Annotated in this window: 13 protein-coding genes and 1 tRNA gene; 7 read left to right on the top strand and 7 right to left on the bottom strand. The window is 43.2% G+C overall.

Annotated elements, in window-relative coordinates:
- Nucleotides 1–435 precede the first annotated feature (435 nt).
- The 4 genes from ACE38W_RS17370 to ACE38W_RS17355 form a co-directional block, all read right to left on the bottom strand.
- On the bottom strand, nucleotides 436–1,860 hold the full coding sequence (locus tag ACE38W_RS17370; protein ID WP_375832585.1) for a site-specific integrase: 1,425 nt from the start codon (nucleotides 1,858–1,860) through the stop codon (nucleotides 436–438).
- Between the two features lie 330 nt (nucleotides 1,861–2,190).
- Nucleotides 2,191–2,264, bottom strand: a tRNA-Pro gene (locus ACE38W_RS17365).
- Nucleotides 2,265–2,353: 89 nt separating this feature from the next.
- Nucleotides 2,354–3,316 (bottom strand): hypothetical protein, encoded by a 963-nt coding sequence (locus ACE38W_RS17360; protein WP_375832583.1) that lies wholly within the window; start codon nucleotides 3,314–3,316, stop codon nucleotides 2,354–2,356.
- A gap of 4 nt (nucleotides 3,317–3,320) precedes the next feature.
- A complete protein-coding gene (locus ACE38W_RS17355) occupies nucleotides 3,321–5,996 on the bottom strand; it encodes a hypothetical protein (protein WP_375832581.1) in 2,676 nt (891 codons plus the stop codon).
- 215 nt (nucleotides 5,997–6,211) lie between these two features.
- Here ACE38W_RS17355 and ACE38W_RS17350 point away from each other — a divergent pair, with 215 nt between their 5' ends.
- Entirely contained in the window at nucleotides 6,212–6,346 is a 135-nt protein-coding gene (locus tag ACE38W_RS17350) for a hypothetical protein (protein WP_375832579.1), read from the top strand.
- Nucleotides 6,347–6,400: 54 nt separating this feature from the next.
- Here ACE38W_RS17350 and ACE38W_RS17345 read toward each other — a convergent pair whose 3' ends face one another.
- Nucleotides 6,401–6,574 carry a phosphatidate cytidylyltransferase gene (locus ACE38W_RS17345; RefSeq protein ID WP_375832577.1) on the bottom strand — a complete coding sequence of 58 codons (174 nt, stop codon included), beginning with the start codon at nucleotides 6,572–6,574 and terminating at the stop codon, nucleotides 6,401–6,403.
- A 112-nt stretch (nucleotides 6,575–6,686) separates the two neighbouring features.
- Between ACE38W_RS17345 and ACE38W_RS17340 the strand changes: the two genes are divergently transcribed.
- The 5 genes from ACE38W_RS17340 to ACE38W_RS17320 all read left to right on the top strand — a co-directional run bounded on the left by ACE38W_RS17340 (nucleotide 6,687) and on the right by ACE38W_RS17320 (nucleotide 14,529).
- Nucleotides 6,687–7,289 (top strand): RNA polymerase sigma factor, encoded by a 603-nt coding sequence (locus ACE38W_RS17340; RefSeq protein WP_375832575.1) that lies wholly within the window; start codon nucleotides 6,687–6,689, stop codon nucleotides 7,287–7,289.
- Nucleotides 7,290–7,538: 249 nt separating this feature from the next.
- The gene (locus ACE38W_RS17335) at nucleotides 7,539–7,949 is read left to right on the top strand and encodes a hypothetical protein (protein ID WP_375832573.1); all 411 of its coding nucleotides are present in this window, start codon (nucleotides 7,539–7,541) and stop codon (nucleotides 7,947–7,949) included.
- Nucleotides 7,950–8,081: 132 nt separating this feature from the next.
- A complete protein-coding gene (locus ACE38W_RS17330; protein WP_375832571.1) occupies nucleotides 8,082–9,101 on the top strand; it encodes a FecR family protein in 1,020 nt (339 codons plus the stop codon).
- Nucleotides 9,102–9,147: 46 nt separating this feature from the next.
- Nucleotides 9,148–12,690: a SusC/RagA family TonB-linked outer membrane protein gene (locus ACE38W_RS17325; RefSeq protein ID WP_375832569.1), complete on the top strand. Its 3,543-nt coding sequence runs from the start codon at nucleotides 9,148–9,150 to the stop codon at nucleotides 12,688–12,690.
- A 24-nt stretch (nucleotides 12,691–12,714) separates the two neighbouring features.
- Nucleotides 12,715–14,529, top strand: coding sequence for a RagB/SusD family nutrient uptake outer membrane protein (locus ACE38W_RS17320; protein WP_375832567.1), 1,815 nt, complete (start codon nucleotides 12,715–12,717; stop codon nucleotides 14,527–14,529).
- Nucleotides 14,530–14,586: 57 nt separating this feature from the next.
- On the opposite strand, the gene ACE38W_RS17315 is transcribed toward ACE38W_RS17320, so the two are convergent.
- Complete coding sequence (locus ACE38W_RS17315) at nucleotides 14,587–15,837, bottom strand: hypothetical protein (RefSeq protein WP_375832565.1); 1,251 nt, start codon at nucleotides 15,835–15,837, stop codon at nucleotides 14,587–14,589.
- 196 nt (nucleotides 15,838–16,033) lie between these two features.
- On the opposite strand from ACE38W_RS17315, the gene ACE38W_RS17310 reads away from it, so the two are divergent.
- Nucleotides 16,034–17,113, top strand: coding sequence for an NADH:flavin oxidoreductase/NADH oxidase (locus ACE38W_RS17310; protein ID WP_375832563.1), 1,080 nt, complete (start codon nucleotides 16,034–16,036; stop codon nucleotides 17,111–17,113).
- 21 nt (nucleotides 17,114–17,134) lie between these two features.
- Here the strand turns inward: ACE38W_RS17310 and ACE38W_RS17305 are convergent, their stop codons facing one another.
- Nucleotides 17,135–17,992: a helix-turn-helix domain-containing protein gene (locus tag ACE38W_RS17305; RefSeq protein WP_375832561.1), complete on the bottom strand. Its 858-nt coding sequence runs from the start codon at nucleotides 17,990–17,992 to the stop codon at nucleotides 17,135–17,137.
- Between the last annotated feature and the right edge of the window lie 38 nt (nucleotides 17,993–18,030).

Raw genomic sequence — 18,030 nt, 5'->3', positions numbered from 1 at the left:
ATGGGTAGCGTTTATTTGCTCATTTTGGGCTTCATCTTTTTGATACCAGGAATCTTTCTAAGGGTTATAATCAGCAGACGTGAATTCTACCGTAGGGGAGAAGGTGGGTTACAAAATTTTCCAAATTACCGCTCTGCTGTATGGAATACCTTTTTAGAGCGTATTGGAAAGGTAGTTGCAAGGCTGTTAATTTTTTTAGGTGCTATATCTCTGATATTAGGTGTTTGGACCTGGTAGTATTACTGTAACCTATCTTTTGTATAGCCTTTCTTATTTTATGCCCGTTAGACCTGATATAGCTAGAGAAGTACAGGAAACAATCATTGCTTAATTAGGTATTTAGTTTTTCCTTGTTCTGTGTTCTGTAGGGGAGAAGCCCAATAAAATAATTTTAGAACAATGGTATAGGCATTTTTGCCTATACCATTGTTTTGTTTATTGACAAGCCTCTTCTAATAATTGAAGAGAATTGCTATTACTAGAACTCTGAATATGGTTATTGTTAGAGACTACCTCCATTAGTTTTGGCATTAGTACTGTCGTAAACACTTTCTCCAGTACATTCGGTGCTATCTGTTCCAGCAGAGCTATAAACTTCTGTTCATCTATACCATGCGTGCCTATAGTATCGCCTTTTAATATCCGCTGTTGCACACGTTGCATGTACATTAGGATTAATGGATTTCCAACCCTGGCATAAATCATGGTTGTTTCTATTTTTTCATGACCCATCATAATTTGTAATACTTCTGGTGGCACCCCCATTTGTAGGGTTACTGTGGTAGCAAAAGTATGCCTTGCCATATAGGCATGAAGATCCTTTTCAATTCCACATGCTAACCCAATAACCTTAAGGTTGTCGTTAAGAACTTTGTTGCTAACGTAGGCAAATACTGTTTTCCTATAGGTGGCACCTGATTCTAATCCAAATTGTTCCAGAATATCTTTAGCTTTCGGTAAGAGGGGAACCCAGGCAGGAACCTCGCTTTTAGCCCTGCCGTATGTCATCCATACGTTGCCATTTATATCAGTCGATAGCTGGCTTGGTCTGAGATTTTGAACATCAACAGGAGCCATACCTGTATAACAGCAAAAAACAAATATTGCCCTGACGAGTTCCTGTACAGGAGTGTTAAGCTTGATAGTTTCAATTTTTTGTAGTTGTTCCCAGTTAAGGTACTCTGTCTCTCTGCGTTTGATGTCAATGGAGAAATCACTGAGTACGTCTTTCTCACACCAACCATTTTTACCAGCCCATGAAACCATCTTTTTGACACGTTCCATATGTTTCATCGCACCATTCTTATTACATGGATCGTTTGGTTTAATAGGGTTCTGAAGGATATAGGTATATAGTCCATCAATAAAGTTGAAATTTAAGTGGCGGAGTGGCACATCTGCTGCGGCATACTTTTGTTTGCAATACCTTTCAAGATATCTATTGGTAGCACCATAGTTCTTCAGGCTCCCTGGTTTAATTTCACTTTTGTACTTATCATAAGCAATTTTGCAAAGTTGTAACATGGTTACCTTCTGAACATCCGGGCCAATGCCCAGGTAATGGTTTTTAATGTTCTCCGCAGATAATACCCCTTCCTTCAATTCAAGTTCCTGGAAGATAGTCGTTAGTTTGGCTTTCACTTTTTCGAGGTAGGTAGATAGTTCCTTCAATTCCTGGGTGGTTTGCAATGGCCAGCGCCTGTCTTCATCCCAATCTTCCATTTTAAACCCACCTTTGATGGTAATTTCTCGCTCAGGGGTATTGTTACATGCGATCCTGGCAAACACGGAGTAGTCCTTTCTCTTGTTCTTGTTCTGGCGAATGGAAAATGTTACGCCGAATGTGTTTTCACTTCTCATTTTTTCTCTCATTTAAATGAACAATAATTACTCACTGGATCGGCCCCACGGAGTTCAATAAATGAGTAGATCAAAGTATGCTGATATCAATTGGAATAAGATGATATCAAATGCAATGATTTGTTTTATAATAACTTACATATAACTGAGAATTTACGTTGAGTAGGTAAAGTTACTCAACTACCTACTCACGGGATTACTCAGCTAATACATTGAAATTCGATGAAATAAATTGATATGCGGGAAAAATGAAAAAGCCCGCAGATACAATATCTGCGGGCTTTTCGGCCTATTTCGTAATTTTTCATTACAGAAAAAATCGGCTAAAAGTCGGGACGACAAGATTCGAACTTGCGACCCCTAGCACCCCATGCTAGTGCGCTACCGGGCTGCGCTACGTCCCGAACTCCAAAAGGGGAGGGGATGCAAAAGTAGCATTTTTTTGAATTTTACAAAATTATAGTACTTTTTTTTCTATGTCGTAATACCATGACTACTTATGATATAACGTCAACGGTACCTGTTTGATCGTATTGTCGGCGCTGATAGCGGCAGAAGGCCTCGTAATAAAAGTATCCGTACCTACTATTTTGGTAGCCAAAATGTAATAGTCGGCTGCCGCGATATTATAAATACTGCCTTTCCCTTTCAGGTTGCCACTAATGTGGTAGTTGCTGCCATCGCAACTGCCAAGCTTATATAATACCGGACTTGTAAACAAACAAATATCAGCAGTAGGAAGGATGGCGCCTGTGCTATCCGTTATGGTAAACTCAAATCCATTGCTAACAGTAGGCCTGGTGGCAGTCATAGTGATAGATACGACACTATCCTTTACGTCTGCTGTTGTGGTTAAGTTTAAGGTCATATCACCAAGGTTCACTTTTGCCAAGATGTAGTACTTATGTGCAGGAATAGAAAATATAGCATCAGTGCCAGACGCATTGGTCGTCATACTATAGCTACTACCATCACAGCTATTATTGTTGAAACCACCCACTGGACTAGAAAAGATACAGATAGGCACCTTGGCGATATAACCACCATTACCATCGGTAATCGTTACCCGTAACCCGGTTTGCTTCTTCAGCGCCGGCGAAGCCGATAATATCAGGGTATCCTGTGGCGCCGTTATTATTCGTTGGGCCGTATACGTTAACCCATTGACTGTTTCCTCATAATATACCCTATAGGTCTGTCCTGCTTGCAGGTTCTGGAATAGGAAATAACCATCATTGTCCGTCACCGTGCTAAGTAGGTAGTTCAGCGTATCATTGTTATTGTAGCTAATGATTACGGTCTTCTTTCCTAAAGATGAATCAATAGCATGACGTGTAATCGTATCCGTTAAAAATAAACGCCCACGGATATACGATTGCCCCGATAGGTCGCCTTTCAGTTTATAACAGGAAGAGAATGCAAAAAGTATTATCAGGTATTTATATACAGATTTCATAGTATTAGAAGTTAATCAGGCCAATTAATTTTGCGAAGCTTACAGGTTCAATGCTTAATCCTACATAGAGTCCTCTGAAACCATACTGTGATTTCTCTTCCTGTAGTTGATTATTCAATACACGGTAAGAGGTATACCTATACCATTGTACGCCTGTATTAGCCTTAACTCCTGTCCATATATCACAGGATATGCCCGTCATAGGATTATATAATGGGTCTGGGAAACTAACGCCGGCAAAGCCGGAAAATCTTGACCACAATTCATTTCCCCTTAGTTTCCATACTGGCCGATCATCTGCCAATAAAATCTTTTTTATGTGATAGTGCAAGCCAGCAAACACCCTGAATCTGGAGTCATCTCTGTCGACTTTAATGGTGCCATTTTCCATAGTGGCTGTCGTGCGGTTCATCTTATCAAATGGGAATACACAGATTAATCCTACACTGGCGGTAAAATGATGAGGAGAAGAGACTTTATAATTATCTCTGAAATGAATTAGCGGGACTGAATCTTTTTGTTGTTTCACAGAGAGGTCCAGCGACACTTTACTGGCCTTTGTTTGCTCATTCATCACATGGAAGAAATTCCGATAAGCCGGTGTGGTGTCATTATTAGCCTTATACGCTGCTGGTGGTAGTAGGTACCTTGGATATTCGAACAGCCCTGCCTGCAAATCAAGTTCAGCTACTTTTTGCTTTAACTGCTGCACTACAGTTAATGTATTTCTTGAGCTTTTAGCTATCAATGCTTTGATAGTTGCTTTTGCAATAGAGTCCCACCTGTTAAGTTCATTATCAAATATCCTATCTATTTCTAGTTTGTTGCCTGTTCCAGTAATAATCCTACTAGGCACTTTCTTTTTTAGGTCATTCAACACAATTGTTTGAAAGAACTTACAGTCTTCCAAGCCCATTGAGTCGAGCAGACGAATGGTTTGATTTGATATTTTTTCACTGGTTTCATTTCCGGAAATAGTTAATGTTAGGAGGATGATTCCATTTCTTTCTAAAGAAGAGATAGTATAATTGAGCTTGGTTGTTAGGCCAGGAGGAGGAGCTACTAGAGTGTCATTTGAAGTATAGAATGCATTATAATATTTTGCAGACTCCACCTCTTTTATACTAGTCTCAGTCCTTTGGAATTTATAAGAATTTTGGTAATCTTTTGCTTTAAGCGACTTTTCTATTGCTGCAATTGATTTCTGCGCTGCTGATCCTCCCGTAAAGGCTTCAGAAAAAACATCACCTATGGCAGCAATATCGCCAGCTGTGGATGACCTGTCATCAATAGTATGACTATCCTCCTTGATTGCTGCATCTTGTTGGTCAGTAAGATTGACGATAACAATGTCAATCGTTTTTTCTGTTGAAATTACTTCCGGGAATGAATTACCCTTTAATGAATTGGCTGCATCATAAATATATTGCTGATAATCGTCCGACTTCTTTTTGTCTACACTCCGGAATGATGTACGATTGATCGTAGAAAAGATTAACTGTTCTGATTTAGCTCGGCCTGCATTTTCTGCAACTCGTTTATCGTGCAATGTTGTTTTATAACTATTGGAACTACGTTGATCCAATAATGAATTCATGGTCTTATAATCCAGGTTGGCAGGTGATAAAGACGCTGACTTCTGCATGAGAGAAATGGTATGGTTCAGGTAATTATTGTAATCATTTACCTGTTCTTTTTCTGGTTCAATATCTTCTGGGATTAATGCTTCATCCGTAAATGACAATGGGTTAAGCCGGATGGTAGTACCCGTATACCAGATCCAATGATACATCCAGTCGAGCGCCCTGTTGCCCGTTTGTGCAACATTAGTCGTTGCTTTCATTAACTGTTGATAATGATTCCACATCTCATCATCACAAATTAATGGTGATTTAAGGTCTTTGATTGCCGTTGCTAACGCTACTGCACTATCTCTTTCTGCGCTAACATTTCTACCTAAAATAGTATTGATATTTGAATAAGTAAGTGTATTCAAAATGTCTGCAAATCCTTGTCTCGACCTGTTGTAATAAGCACGGATAAACTGCTTCTTCAGGTCGTCCATTTCTATTTTGATCTTGCCTTCCACACTTGTTGCAGTATAAGGAACCATTTTGTCAAGGATGCTACCGGGAGAACCTGTAAATACACTGTCTCCACATCTAACAGTAATCTTTAACTGACTAAATAAAATTTCGTCCAATAATTGTTTCTGATGATTATCGGAAGAATAGAAAGATCTAAAATCACATTTACTTGCGGAGAAGGCCTGGAGGGGATGGTCACTTTTTAATATATCCCGCAGCTCTTTGCAATCTTTTTTAATCTCATCTATCTTTGCTTTTGAATAGAAGGTAAGTAGATTTTGGGCATTTTTATCCAGGTCTTTTAATGTCTTATCGCAGATGCCTGCAACATAATCCCATAACTCTTTTCGTTTACTTTCCGGGAGATCGACACATAAGTGGATCGTGTAATTCCCACCTGCCACCATGGCGAAGGAACCAGGATCATTCTTCATCCTGCCAGTGGAATCCAGCTCTATTTCAATCGTGTCACCAGGCCGCAGTGGCAATCTTCCGCCACTTTGCCCAACCAATAAATTACTGTGAAATATCCCCACCAGTAGCAATAACAGTAACATCGCCATAGGCCCAGGGGAAAAAGGGGTCTTTTTCATTTGCATTTTGAGGTCGTATTATTTAGTGCTTAACAAGTTGCAGACAGTTCGCCCGTGGATACATAACAACATCATCTGTACAGGTCGTATAGGGGCTTCAGTATATCTATATCAAAATAAGAGATATTTATTTAACTTATCTATACCAAAAAAGGGTGATTTTATTTTTCTGGCCTTGGTTTTGCACCAGGTCTATATATAAAATAGCCAAGACCATGAAGCAAATCATCCTCATCCTGGGCATTTTTATCACCCTGGCCGTCAGCTGTGTACCGCCAAGGCGCCCACCAGCACCTCCGCATCCGCCCAGGCCACACGCAAGCTTAATATTACCATCTTCTCACAGCTAAATATATAAGAACGGTCTCTACTATGTAGAGACCGTTCTTATTCTAATATATTCATCAGTTATTCCCCGATCCCCTCGATATCAACCATACAATCAACGCAATCACTATCGCCACAATAATAATTCCTACCCATACCCCCGCCTTGAAAATACCTCCAATAACTGCACAACTGCTTAATAGCAACATCATGGCAAACGCCATCGGATATACGATTTTTTTCATAGTCATGTATTTGATTTTGAATTATACCGGATATATTTTTTGTTACTCAACTAAAAAATTTGCAACTCTCAGATTATTTGACAAGCTTTATATCATCCGCACAACAACCAAAATCAGTATGAAAGAAGCGAACGCCTTTAAGCCCGACATGCACGTGGTGGCTTCACATAATACCCTCTGGAATAAATTCCGACAGGGCGACAGACCCGCTTTCGCAGCCATCTATGATAGCCATATCAATGACCTCTTTCACTATGGTATGCACTTCTGCCAGGATGCCGAAAGAGTCAAAGACTGCCTCCAAGATCTCTTCCAGGACCTATGGTCCAGCAGATCACATCTCTCGGAGAATATTATCAATATCAAGTATTACCTCATCAGCAGTCTTCGCCGCCGACTCCTCCGATCATTGAAAAATGAACGCAAAAGAGATGAACTGCTCGACTTCGAATTTGAACTCACACAACCACAAGAAACGCACCTGATCAAACAGGAAATAATAGCTGAACAACAAAAACTACTCCAACAGGCACTAAATACCCTCACCCGCCGACAAAGAGAAGCCATTTACCTACGATTCTATCAAAACCTCAGCTACAAAGAAGTCGCTGAAATGATGGATATGCAAGTAGATTCCGTCTATAACACCATCTCCAAAGCCATCTCCATCCTCAAAAAAACAGTAAGCCTTCCCGTTGTCCTCTTTTTTCTACACAAATAGACCACAGTAACCACACCTGCGCTGTTTTTGTAGTTCTTTTCTTACTTATCTAGTAAGCAATCACGCTTTGTTCTTACATCCTAAATGATTAATATTGAATGCTGTAGCATTAAAATGATATTGATAATTGCCGATGAGAATTTCCCTGTTGCTCAGTTATGAAAAATGTTCCTATTGTTAGGATGCCATCATAATTGATCGAAAAGACCTTTGCTGATAACAATTAGAGATAAACCAAAAGAAAAATAAATGGTCGTAAAAATAGAACCTAGACTACTGATGAAAATGCAGTGGTACTTCCTGGCAATCGCCATCCCTTTCGCTATTTTGTGCTTTTCCCTGCTGCCTATTCCCTTTGAGTATGGTGTGGTAATCTGTTCTGTATTCAATACCCTGGGGGTATTCCTGCTTTTTTTCCTGAATAGAAATGAATTGACCTTGCTACAGGTAACCCCAGCGGATAAACTGGATTTGTCGTTTATCAATAAATCTTTTTTCAAAAGACAAGATTTGTTACTTGAGAAAAACCAATACGAGATTGTAACACAGAAAGATATATTCCTGATAAAAGTCCAGGGCAAGCTCATGGCAGTTGTTCGCCGTAGTACCATGTCAGATGAAGATTGGAATACTATTTCCGTTTATTTCACTAATCAATAACGAACTATTTTATACTACCAATGGGGCAGGTCTGTAAAGGCTTGCCCCATTTTTTTTCTATTTCACTAAAAAAAAAATTTAAAAATGATGAGATACTAACGCTTATCTGCTCTTTAATAAAAAACACTCCTGTTGGCAACACCGGATTACTATAACTATAACGCCAGTCAACTCGCACTGGACCAGGACTTTCAGGATTGGATACTGCAACCGGAACGCCACAACGTGTTTTGGGAAAACTGGCTACTGCAATACCCGGAAAAGGAACCTGTAATCGATGCCGCCCGGAAACTGGTAAATAGCGTTCAGTTTAAGGCGTACGTCTTACCAGAGGCAGACAAAGAGTTACTCCTGGATGCTATCTGGCATAAAATGGAAGAACAGCCTGATATACGTAATAACAGGCACTATCTCCCCTGGAAATATGCAGCAGCGGTGCTTGCAGGCATCGTGATCACTGCGGCATTTATGCTGACAAGAACAACAAAACAACCCGTGATGCTATCAGCACGTACGCTCCCTGGTGAAAAGAAAACCTGGCTGCTGCCTGATAGCTCGGAAGTAGTACTCAACGCTGATTCGCGCCTCCTGTTTACAACCTCCCCCGGCAAAGGCAGAGAAGTATGGCTGGATGGTGAAGCCTACTTCCACGTAAAACATAAAACCAATAGCGAACGGTTCATCGTGCATACCTACGAACATTTTAATGTAGAAGTGACAGGCACGCAGTTTAACGTAAATAGTAAAGGCCCTGATGTAATAGTGGTACTGGAAAAAGGAAGTATCAGACTGCATATCAACGAGTCTGTTCCCGGAAAATCCGCTTCCATGGCCCTGGTTCCTGGTGAAATGGTCCGGTATAATAAGGTAGCCGGCGACTATGCCAAGAGTAAAACAGACCCTGCAAAGTTTACCGCCTGGCATAACGGAAAACTTATCATGGAAGATTATACGCTGCAAGATGCAGCCACCTTTATGCAACAGACTTTCGGATGTAACCTGATCATAAATGACACAACACTGCTGAAATACAAGGTATCGGGTTCTATGCCCGTCGTTTATAATGTTGATACCATGATGCTGCAGCTGGCAAACGTTTTCCGCATTCAATTCAACCAAAAAGGCAACGATATCTGGATTCAAAAGAAATGACAACCAAAATGCTTATCGCTATTATTAATCGTTAAAACCTGTATTAATGAAAAAAGGTTTACGTGTAATGCTAATGCCGTCATTAGCCCTGTTATTCCTGTCCCCAACATTGGCTGCCCAGGACCTGGCTGCAAATAGTACAGCCGTTCCCGTAGTAGCAGCGCCCGATGCCCAACGGCTGCAGGAAGCAGAATTGAAAACCGTTCTGCAACTGATAGAACAACATTTTCAGGTCTCTATCGCCTATAAAAGCAACCTGGTGAAAAGTAAGAAATCGCCGGTACAGGTCAGCGACTGCCACTCCGCCGAAGAAGCGCTGTTGAAAACACTCGCGCCATTTAACCTGCATTTCGAAAAACTCCGGGAACATTTTTATATCATCACCGAAAAGCCTGCTGCTACCAATACACATGATGCACAACAGCAGCAACATGCGGTGAAAGGAACCGTAAAAGATGTGAAAGGTAATCCCATCCCAGGAGTAACCGTGAAGGTAGCGGGTACTAACAATGGCGTGGTCACCACTCCATCCGGAACATTTAGTCTGCTCACTACTGGCGCCACCGCTGAAGCCCTGGAATTCTCCTCCATCGGCTATGAATCATTGCGTGTAACCGTAGACGGTAGAGCAGTGGTAAACGTTACCATGAAAGAAGGCGCCAGCGCTCTCAATGAAATTGTTGTCACAGGATATACCACCCAGCGCAAAAAAGACCTCACTGGTTCCGTCGCCATCGTGAACATTGATAATCTGCAAAAACAACCTTCTGCTCAAATAACAGAACAGCTGCAAGGCCAGGCCTCCGGTGTTACCGTTATTGGCTCCGGTCAGCCGGGAGAAGCGCCACAAGTACGTATCCGTGGTGTTAATACCTTTGGGAACAACAGCCCGCTATACGTTGTAGATGGCGTGCCCACCACCAGCATTGCAGATATCAACCCCAATGATGTAGCCACTCTCCAGGTCCTGAAAGATGCCGGTGCTGCCTCCATATATGGTGCAAGAGCCTCTAACGGCGTAATCATCATTACGACCCGCCGCGGTGCCGGCAAAATCAACGTCAGCTATGACGGTTATTATGGCCGCCAGGTTCCCAAAAGCGGCAACGTATGGAATACCCTCAACCCACAAGAAAGAGCCAACCTCCGATGGATGGCCTATAAAAACTCCGGCCAGGACCCAAGCGATGCGCTCTACGGTAACGGCAACACGCCAATAATACCTGATTATATCCTGCCGGAAGGCGCTAAGGAAGGGGATCCTGCGGTAGACCCTAAACTGTATTTTCTTAACCCTGACTATACCGACCCTAACGAAATGAATAATTTTTATCAGATCGTTAGAGCTAATAAAGCAGGGACAGACTGGTATCACGAAGTATTCAGACCAGCTCCCATCACCAGCCAGAATATCGCTGTCAGCGGCGGCGGCGAAAGAGGAAATTATCTCTTCTCCCTCAACTATTTTAATCAGCAAGGTACACTGATGAATACCTATCTGAAAAGGTATACCATCCGCTCCAATACACAGTATAACATCTCCGATCATATACGGGTAGGAGAGAACCTGGCCTATTCTGTTACCGACAATCCTGCTGTAGACGAGCTTTCCAGCGATGCAGTCATCGGCCATGCGATCAGAGAACAAACAATTATTCCTGTGTATGATATCAAAGGGAACTTCGCAGGATCAAAACCTGATGACCTCGGCGATGCCTTCAATCCCGTAGCCATTCAATATCGGACGCGCAACAACAAAGGTCTCAGCAGCCGGCTCCTCGGAAATGTATTCGCTGAAATAGACTTTCTGAAATATATCACCTTCCGCACCAGCTTCGGCGGAGAAGTCTATTCTGCATGGCGCCACTCTTTTACCTACCCACAGTATGAAAACAAGGAAAATACTTCCGTGAATTCTTATTCTGAAAGTGCAGACAATGGCTATGATTGGACCTGGACCAACACCCTGACCTATCATCAAACCATCAGTAAATCACATGACCTGAAAGTGATGCTGGGCACAGAAGCCTATGAGCATAATAGTCGCTCTGTGGGCGGTACCACCATGGACTATTTTACTTTCGATCCTAACTTCCCGGACCTCTCTACCGGCACAGGTACCCAAACCAACTATAGTAACCGTTCTATTGATGCTTTGGCCTCGCTGATAGGCCGCGTCGATTATGCGTTCAAAGATAAATACCTGATTAGCGCCACCATCCGCCGTGATGGCTCCTCCCGCTTTATCAGCGGTAACCACTACGGCTGGTTCCCTGCTGTATCCGCAGGATGGCGCATCTCACAGGAAGCATTCATGCAACATCTCACCTGGATCTCTGACCTGAAGCTCCGCGGTGGATGGGGAATCATGGGCAATCAGCTCAACCTTGGTATCAACAACGGCTTCTCTTTATATGCTGGCAATCGTAATTCCAGCTACTACGATCTCAGTGGAACGAATAAAAGTCTGACCCCTGGTTTTGCAGGCTTCCAGATCGGCAATCCGGCCGCCAGATGGGAAAGTGATGGTAATGCTAATTTCGGTTTAGACGCTACCTTCCTGCATGGTCGCCTCGATTTCTCTGCCGACTATTACCAGAAAAATATTCGTGACCTGCTGTATAATCCAGAACTGCCCGGCCTCGCAGGCACCGCGGCCTCGCCGTTTGTAAACATTGCCAGTATGAAAAATACCGGCTTCGACTTCTCCATTGGCTGGCATAGTGAGATCGCAAAAGGACTCAAACTAACGGTAACGGGTACACTAACTACCTACAAGAATGAAATCCTGAAGATTGCTGATGGCGTTGATTACTTCGATACAGATTCAAGAAGATTTGACGGTAGCAATATCATACGGAATGCCGTAGGGCACCCGGTTTCATCATTCTTTGGTTATAAAGTAATTGGCTTCTGGAATAGTCAGCAAGACCTCGACGCGGCAGATGCCATTGCACAAAAAGCCACCAATGATCCACATGCTGTTTATCAGACAGATGAAGGCCTGGGAAGATTTCGTTATGCAGACGTAAATAACGATGGGAAGATAGATGCAGATGACCGTACTTTCCTCGGCAATCCTAATCCTGATTTCTCCTATGGACTGAACATCGGACTGGCTTATAAAGGGTTCGACTTCTCTATGTTTTTCTTTGGTACACATGGTAATCAGATCTGGAATAATGTGCGCTGGTGGAGAGACTTTTACAGCACTTTTGAAGGAGCAAAAAGCAAAACGGCCTTGTATGACTCCTGGCGCCCCGATCACCACGATGCTAAAGCGCCAATCCAGGAAATCAACGCCTATGCCAGCACCAGCGGCGTTCCTAACTCCTATATGGTGGAAAATGGCAGCTACCTGCGTTGTAAAAATATACAGCTGGGATATACGCTGCCATCCGCATGGCTTAGCAGGTATCATATCAACAAACTACGTTTATACCTGCAAGCGGCCAACGTGTTCACCATCACTAAATACTCCGGCCTCGATCCTGAAATCAGCGGCGCAGGCGTTACGGACTTTGGTGTAGATGAAGGCGGTTACCCCAACCAGCGCCAATATCTGATCGGTATTAATCTCGGTTTCTGATCTCCTGATGCAAAAAAAATGAACATGAACACACATACTCATAGATTTTTTGGATGGGCTACAGGTATACTTTTGTTACTGAGCGCCTGTAGTAAAGATTTCCTGGAACGTAAGCCACAGGCAGCCCTCGATGAATCACAGCTTACCAATAAAAAAGGGGTGAATATCCTGCTGGTAGGCGCATACGGCGCTATCGACGGACAAGACTTTGTAAATGGTGATATGGTAAACCTCTCCGGAGGAAGCGGCTATGTGGTATCGCCTGATAACTGGGTGTATGGCTCCGTTTGCGGCGGCGATGCACATAAAGGCAGTTCTCCTGATGATGCTTCCACAATTCTAACAGTAGCAACATTTGGTACCAATGCCAGCAACGGCTTCTTCAATGATAAATGGCGCGTGAATTATGAAGGCATACGCAGATGCAATTTTGTTTTGCATCTCCTAACCAAAGTCACGGATATGACCGATGCAGAAAAGACAGAAGTGGCTGCAGAAGCACGTTTCCTGCGCGGGCATTTTTATTCAGACTTAAAAAAGATGTTTGATAAAGTGCCCTGGATGGATGAAACCAATACCGATTTTTCTAATCTCAACGTAGATCAATACAAGCTCCCAAACAAAGAAAGTATATGGCCTAAAATAGAAGCTGATTTTCAGTATGCCATGCAAAACCTGAATGAGCGCCAGTCAGAGGTGGGAAGAGCTAATAAATGGGCGGCAGCTGCTTATCTCGCCAAAACATATCTCTACCAGGGAAAATATAGTGATGCCATGCCCATCTTCGAAAATGTTATCAATAATGGTGTTACTACCAAAGGCACGAAATTCGACCTGGTAAAGCATTTCCACGATAACTATGATGGTGCAACAGAAAATAATGAGGAATCCGTTTTCTCTATTCAATACAGTGCAAACGATGGCTCTGGTGGAACAGGTAATGCTAACCAGGGTGAAATGCTGAACTATCCTTATGGTGGCCCTTTCAGCTGCTGTGGCTTTTATCAGCCTTCTCAAGATCTGGTAAATTCCTATCGTACCGATGCAAACGGTTTACCGTACCTGGATGATTACAACCAACACCCGGTGAAAAACGATATGGGTATTGCATCGGCAGATGATTTTACACCGGATCAGGGAAACCTGGACCCTCGCCTTGACTGGACAGTAGGTCGCAGAGGCATTCCATACCTGGATTGGGGCCTGCATCCAGGTCGTGATTGGATTCGTACTCAAACATCTGCCGGTCCTTATTCTCCTAAGAAAAATGTTTACATGCAGGCAACCCAGGATCAGTTCTATGATCCCAATGGCTGGGCCCCGGGTAATGCAATCAACTATGTGATGATCCGCTTCTCTGATGTATTGCTAATGGCTGCTGAATGCCAGGCCCAGGCCGGCGATCTATCCAAAGCGGAAGCCTATGTAAACAGGGTGAGAGCCCGCGCCATGGACCCTTCCGGATGGGTGCATGCCTACATCGATGACGCTCACCCACTGGAAGGTACTACAGATGATCCGGCGGCTAATTACGTCATCGGCACTTATACTGCCGGAACCTTTGCCGGCAACGGAAAAGATTGGGCGCTAAAAGCTATCCACTTCGAACGTAAGCTGGAACTGGCAATGGAAGGACATCGATTTTTTGATTTAGTAAGATGGGGAGAAGCTGAAACAACGCTCAATGCCTACTTTACATATGAATCTACTATTACTTCAGATATCGCGGGCGGTAGATTTACCGCTAAGAAGAATGAATATTTTCCTATTCCCCAGCGCCAGATTGATTTGAGTATTAAAGATGGGAAATCTACACTGGACCAGAATCACGGCTACTAACGGAGATGAATAAATGAAAACAATGGGCTGGCATTCACAAAAGGCCAGCCCATTTTATTATTGATTAATCGGATACTCATTGATCCACTTAAATGGCATATTCATCAACGGATATTGATCCAATGCTTTTCTTTGCAGTAGTAAAGTTACCGGCGAATTATTGATAATAGCAGTGAGTTGTAACTGATTATCCGGCAACTCCGTATACTTGAAATCATAGCTGCCCATTTTAGGACCTATCATGGAAACGGTCTTCCGCACACTGTCTACCTTGTTTTTAAAATAAAAAGTAGAACTATCGCCACTGATAATAACACAAGTATTTCCCTGGTCAAAATATATTTTCTGCCAGCGGTTAATATAATAATAATCTACCGCAACATCGGCTTGCTTTACTTCATAAATACCATACAACGCGGACCTTTCCGCCATTTTAGTTTTATAGCTAAATCCTCTGGTAGTGGCTCTGTATAAGAAGACATACGCCGCCAGTAGCAGGAAAAATATCTTGATACCCTTAAAAAGATATAACTGCCAACGTTTGGTATATACGGGTGTATATAACGTAGACGGTTGCACGAAATTCTGATTGGTAAAAAATTGCCACAATCGTTTGCACTCAGGCGCCGCAATTATTATTGCCAGGAATAACAAATGTCCGGATAACTGCTTCACTGGAATATCATAAGTGAGATTCAGTACAAAAACATGTCCCATGACGCCTATTGCCATTAATGCACCTAACAGCGTTGTTCGGCGGAAGAACAGTAGAATCCCCGGTATCACCTCCGCCAGTCCCATAAACACATTATAGCCTACCGAGTATCCAAAAAATTTCCAGGCCAGTCCCATCGGGGAAGATTCGCCAAGTGGCCTGTCCAGGTCATAGAGAGAAGGTGGCAGGAACTGCTGTGGTATCACTTTGCTCATTCCATATGTCAATAACATGATGCCCAGCCAGTAACGAAGAAATACCCTGAACCAGTAACTTAGGCTACTGTAAGATGCCCGCCGGCGGTCCAGGATACTCCAAATGATGGTGCCTGCCAGAGCTAGCAGGAGGTTGGTGAAAAGACATACATAATTAAACTGCGTATCGCCGCTGCCCGTGGGATGAATATTATTTGTATAGGCTTTGCTGTAAAGGATACTACCGGCGGTAGTCGTCATCCACTTCCATAAAGGTGTGAGGCCTGGAATAGCAGTTTCTGTAATCGCAACAGTAGGGATATACAAGATCAGGTAAATAAATAAAAAACGGAAAAGAATGCGCTTAGCAAGCGGCCAGGGTTGAATAGTATTGTCCACGGGTATAGCAGGTTTAGTACCAGACGAAGAAAACCATTTTAACTATTGCAAAAAGTTAAAATTTGACCAAGAAAAGATTCATACATCAGCTGTTGATCAACAATTAAAATAACAATTTTGTAATAGGGAGATGCCTGCGCAGCATAAAGGCATTGGCTATCTTTTCTTACCTTCAGTATGGAAAACCATCAGTATCATGGCACATTTATTTGAGCCCCTTCAACTAAGGGCGATCACTTTGAAGAACCGAATTGTGGTGTCACCCATGTGTGAGTACTCCTCAGAAGATGGGTTCGCGAATGACTGGCACCTGGTACATCTGGGTAGCCGTGCCGTTGGCGGGGCCGGACTGATTATTACAGAGGCTACTGCCGTTTCTCCGGAAGGCCGTATCTCCCCACAGGATCTGGGCATTTGGAAAGAAGAACATCTTCCCATGTTATTACGTATCACACAATTTATTAAGTCGCAGGGAGCTGTACCAGGCATGCAGCTGGCCCATGCCGGCCGAAAAGCAAGTACTTGCCGCCCATGGGAAGGACATAAAGCTGTTCCGGAAGATCAGGGCGGATGGACTGTATACGCACCCAGCGCCATTCCTTTCAACGACGTATATCCATTGCCGGTAGCACTTACCAAAGAGGGCATCAAAAAAGTAATACAAGATTTTGCCACAGCCACAGAACGCGCTATCAGAGCAGGTTTTGAAGTAATAGAATTACATGGCGCTCATGGCTATTTGATGCATAACTTCCTGTCGCCGCTCAGTAACCAACGTACCGACGAATACGGCGGCTCTTTCGAAAACAGGATACGACTGGCGGTAGAAATAACTGAAGCCGTGAGAGCGGTATTGCCACCGCAATTCCCGCTGTTCATGCGCCTCTCCGCTACGGATTGGGCCGATGGCGGCTGGACACCCGAAGAATCCGTGAAACTCGCCAGCATACTTAAAGAGAAAGGCGTTGATTTGATAGATACCAGCACCGGCGGATTAGCAGCACACCAGAAAATTCAGGTGGGGCCACTGTATCAGGTGCCTTTCGCTGAAAAGATCCGTAAAGAAGCGAATATCCCTACCGGCGCCGTAGGCATGATCACCACCCCGCAGGAAGCGGAAAGCATCATCGCTGAAGGCAAGGCTGATCTCGTGATCATGGCCAGAGAATTGCTCCGGGACCCATATTTCCCGCTAAGGGCCGCTCACGACCTGCAATACGACGATATGCCATGGCCTGTACAATATGTAAGAGCAAAAAGAACCAAACTTAAATGACTATACGAAGGGTATTACTGTTCACGACGACATTGGTATCCTTCTGTTACTTTTTCTGAACGCGGTAGGACTCACACCTTTCTGTTTTTTAAAGAATCGGTTCAAATGACTTTCGTCTGTAAACCCAAGCTCCGACACGATTTCACTAATACGCATATCGCTGAACTGTAAGCGGTGCTCTATCATCCTTAGTTTGTAGTTCATCACAAATTGTTGCATCGTCTCATTGGTGTGCTTCTTAAAATACCTACCGAGATAATGTTCTGATACGCCAAAATGTTTACTGATAATCTCTGCCCTGATCTTCTCCGGTTGAAATATATGCTGACGAATATATTGCAGGATATCCAGGGCTTTAGCATCCGTTTGTTCATCCGTTTGCTGCGGTAAAAACTTGGCAATATTTCGTGCCACCACTACGATCAGGGTGTTTACCATGAGATGTATGAGTTCCTGGTTGTAAATGTCTCTATTCACTTTCTCCCGGATAACCGCGTCCACCATGGGTTTTACCAGGCATTTGTCGGTTTGGTTTTTAAGAATACAACCCGGTTGATGATTCGCATTCTGTAAAATGCTTTCCAGTTTTTCAATATTTTCCAGTGAAACTGCGTGTTGCTGAATGTATATATCTGTAAATCTTAAAAAGAAAAAAATCGTGGTGGTCTCTACCTCTAACGCATGTACGTCTTCGGGTGTGATCAGAAACATATGCCCTGGATGGTACTGGCAATGATGGTTGTTGATATGCTGAATGCCCTTCCCGGAAACAATGTATGCCAGCTCAAAGAAGTGGTGGCCATGAGCGGTTTCAATGCTTCCAGCAGGAAGTTCCTTGATCTCAATTTCGAATGGTTCGTAGAGCTGTTGTTTTTTCATGATGTTATAAATGTACAGATTTATAGAAAGATTGTACA

The sequence above is a fragment of the Chitinophaga sp. Hz27 genome (genome assembly GCF_042263525.1).
In the GTDB taxonomy this organism is placed as follows: domain Bacteria; phylum Bacteroidota; class Bacteroidia; order Chitinophagales; family Chitinophagaceae; genus Chitinophaga.
This window is presented reverse-complemented; position numbering and strand designations above follow the sequence as displayed.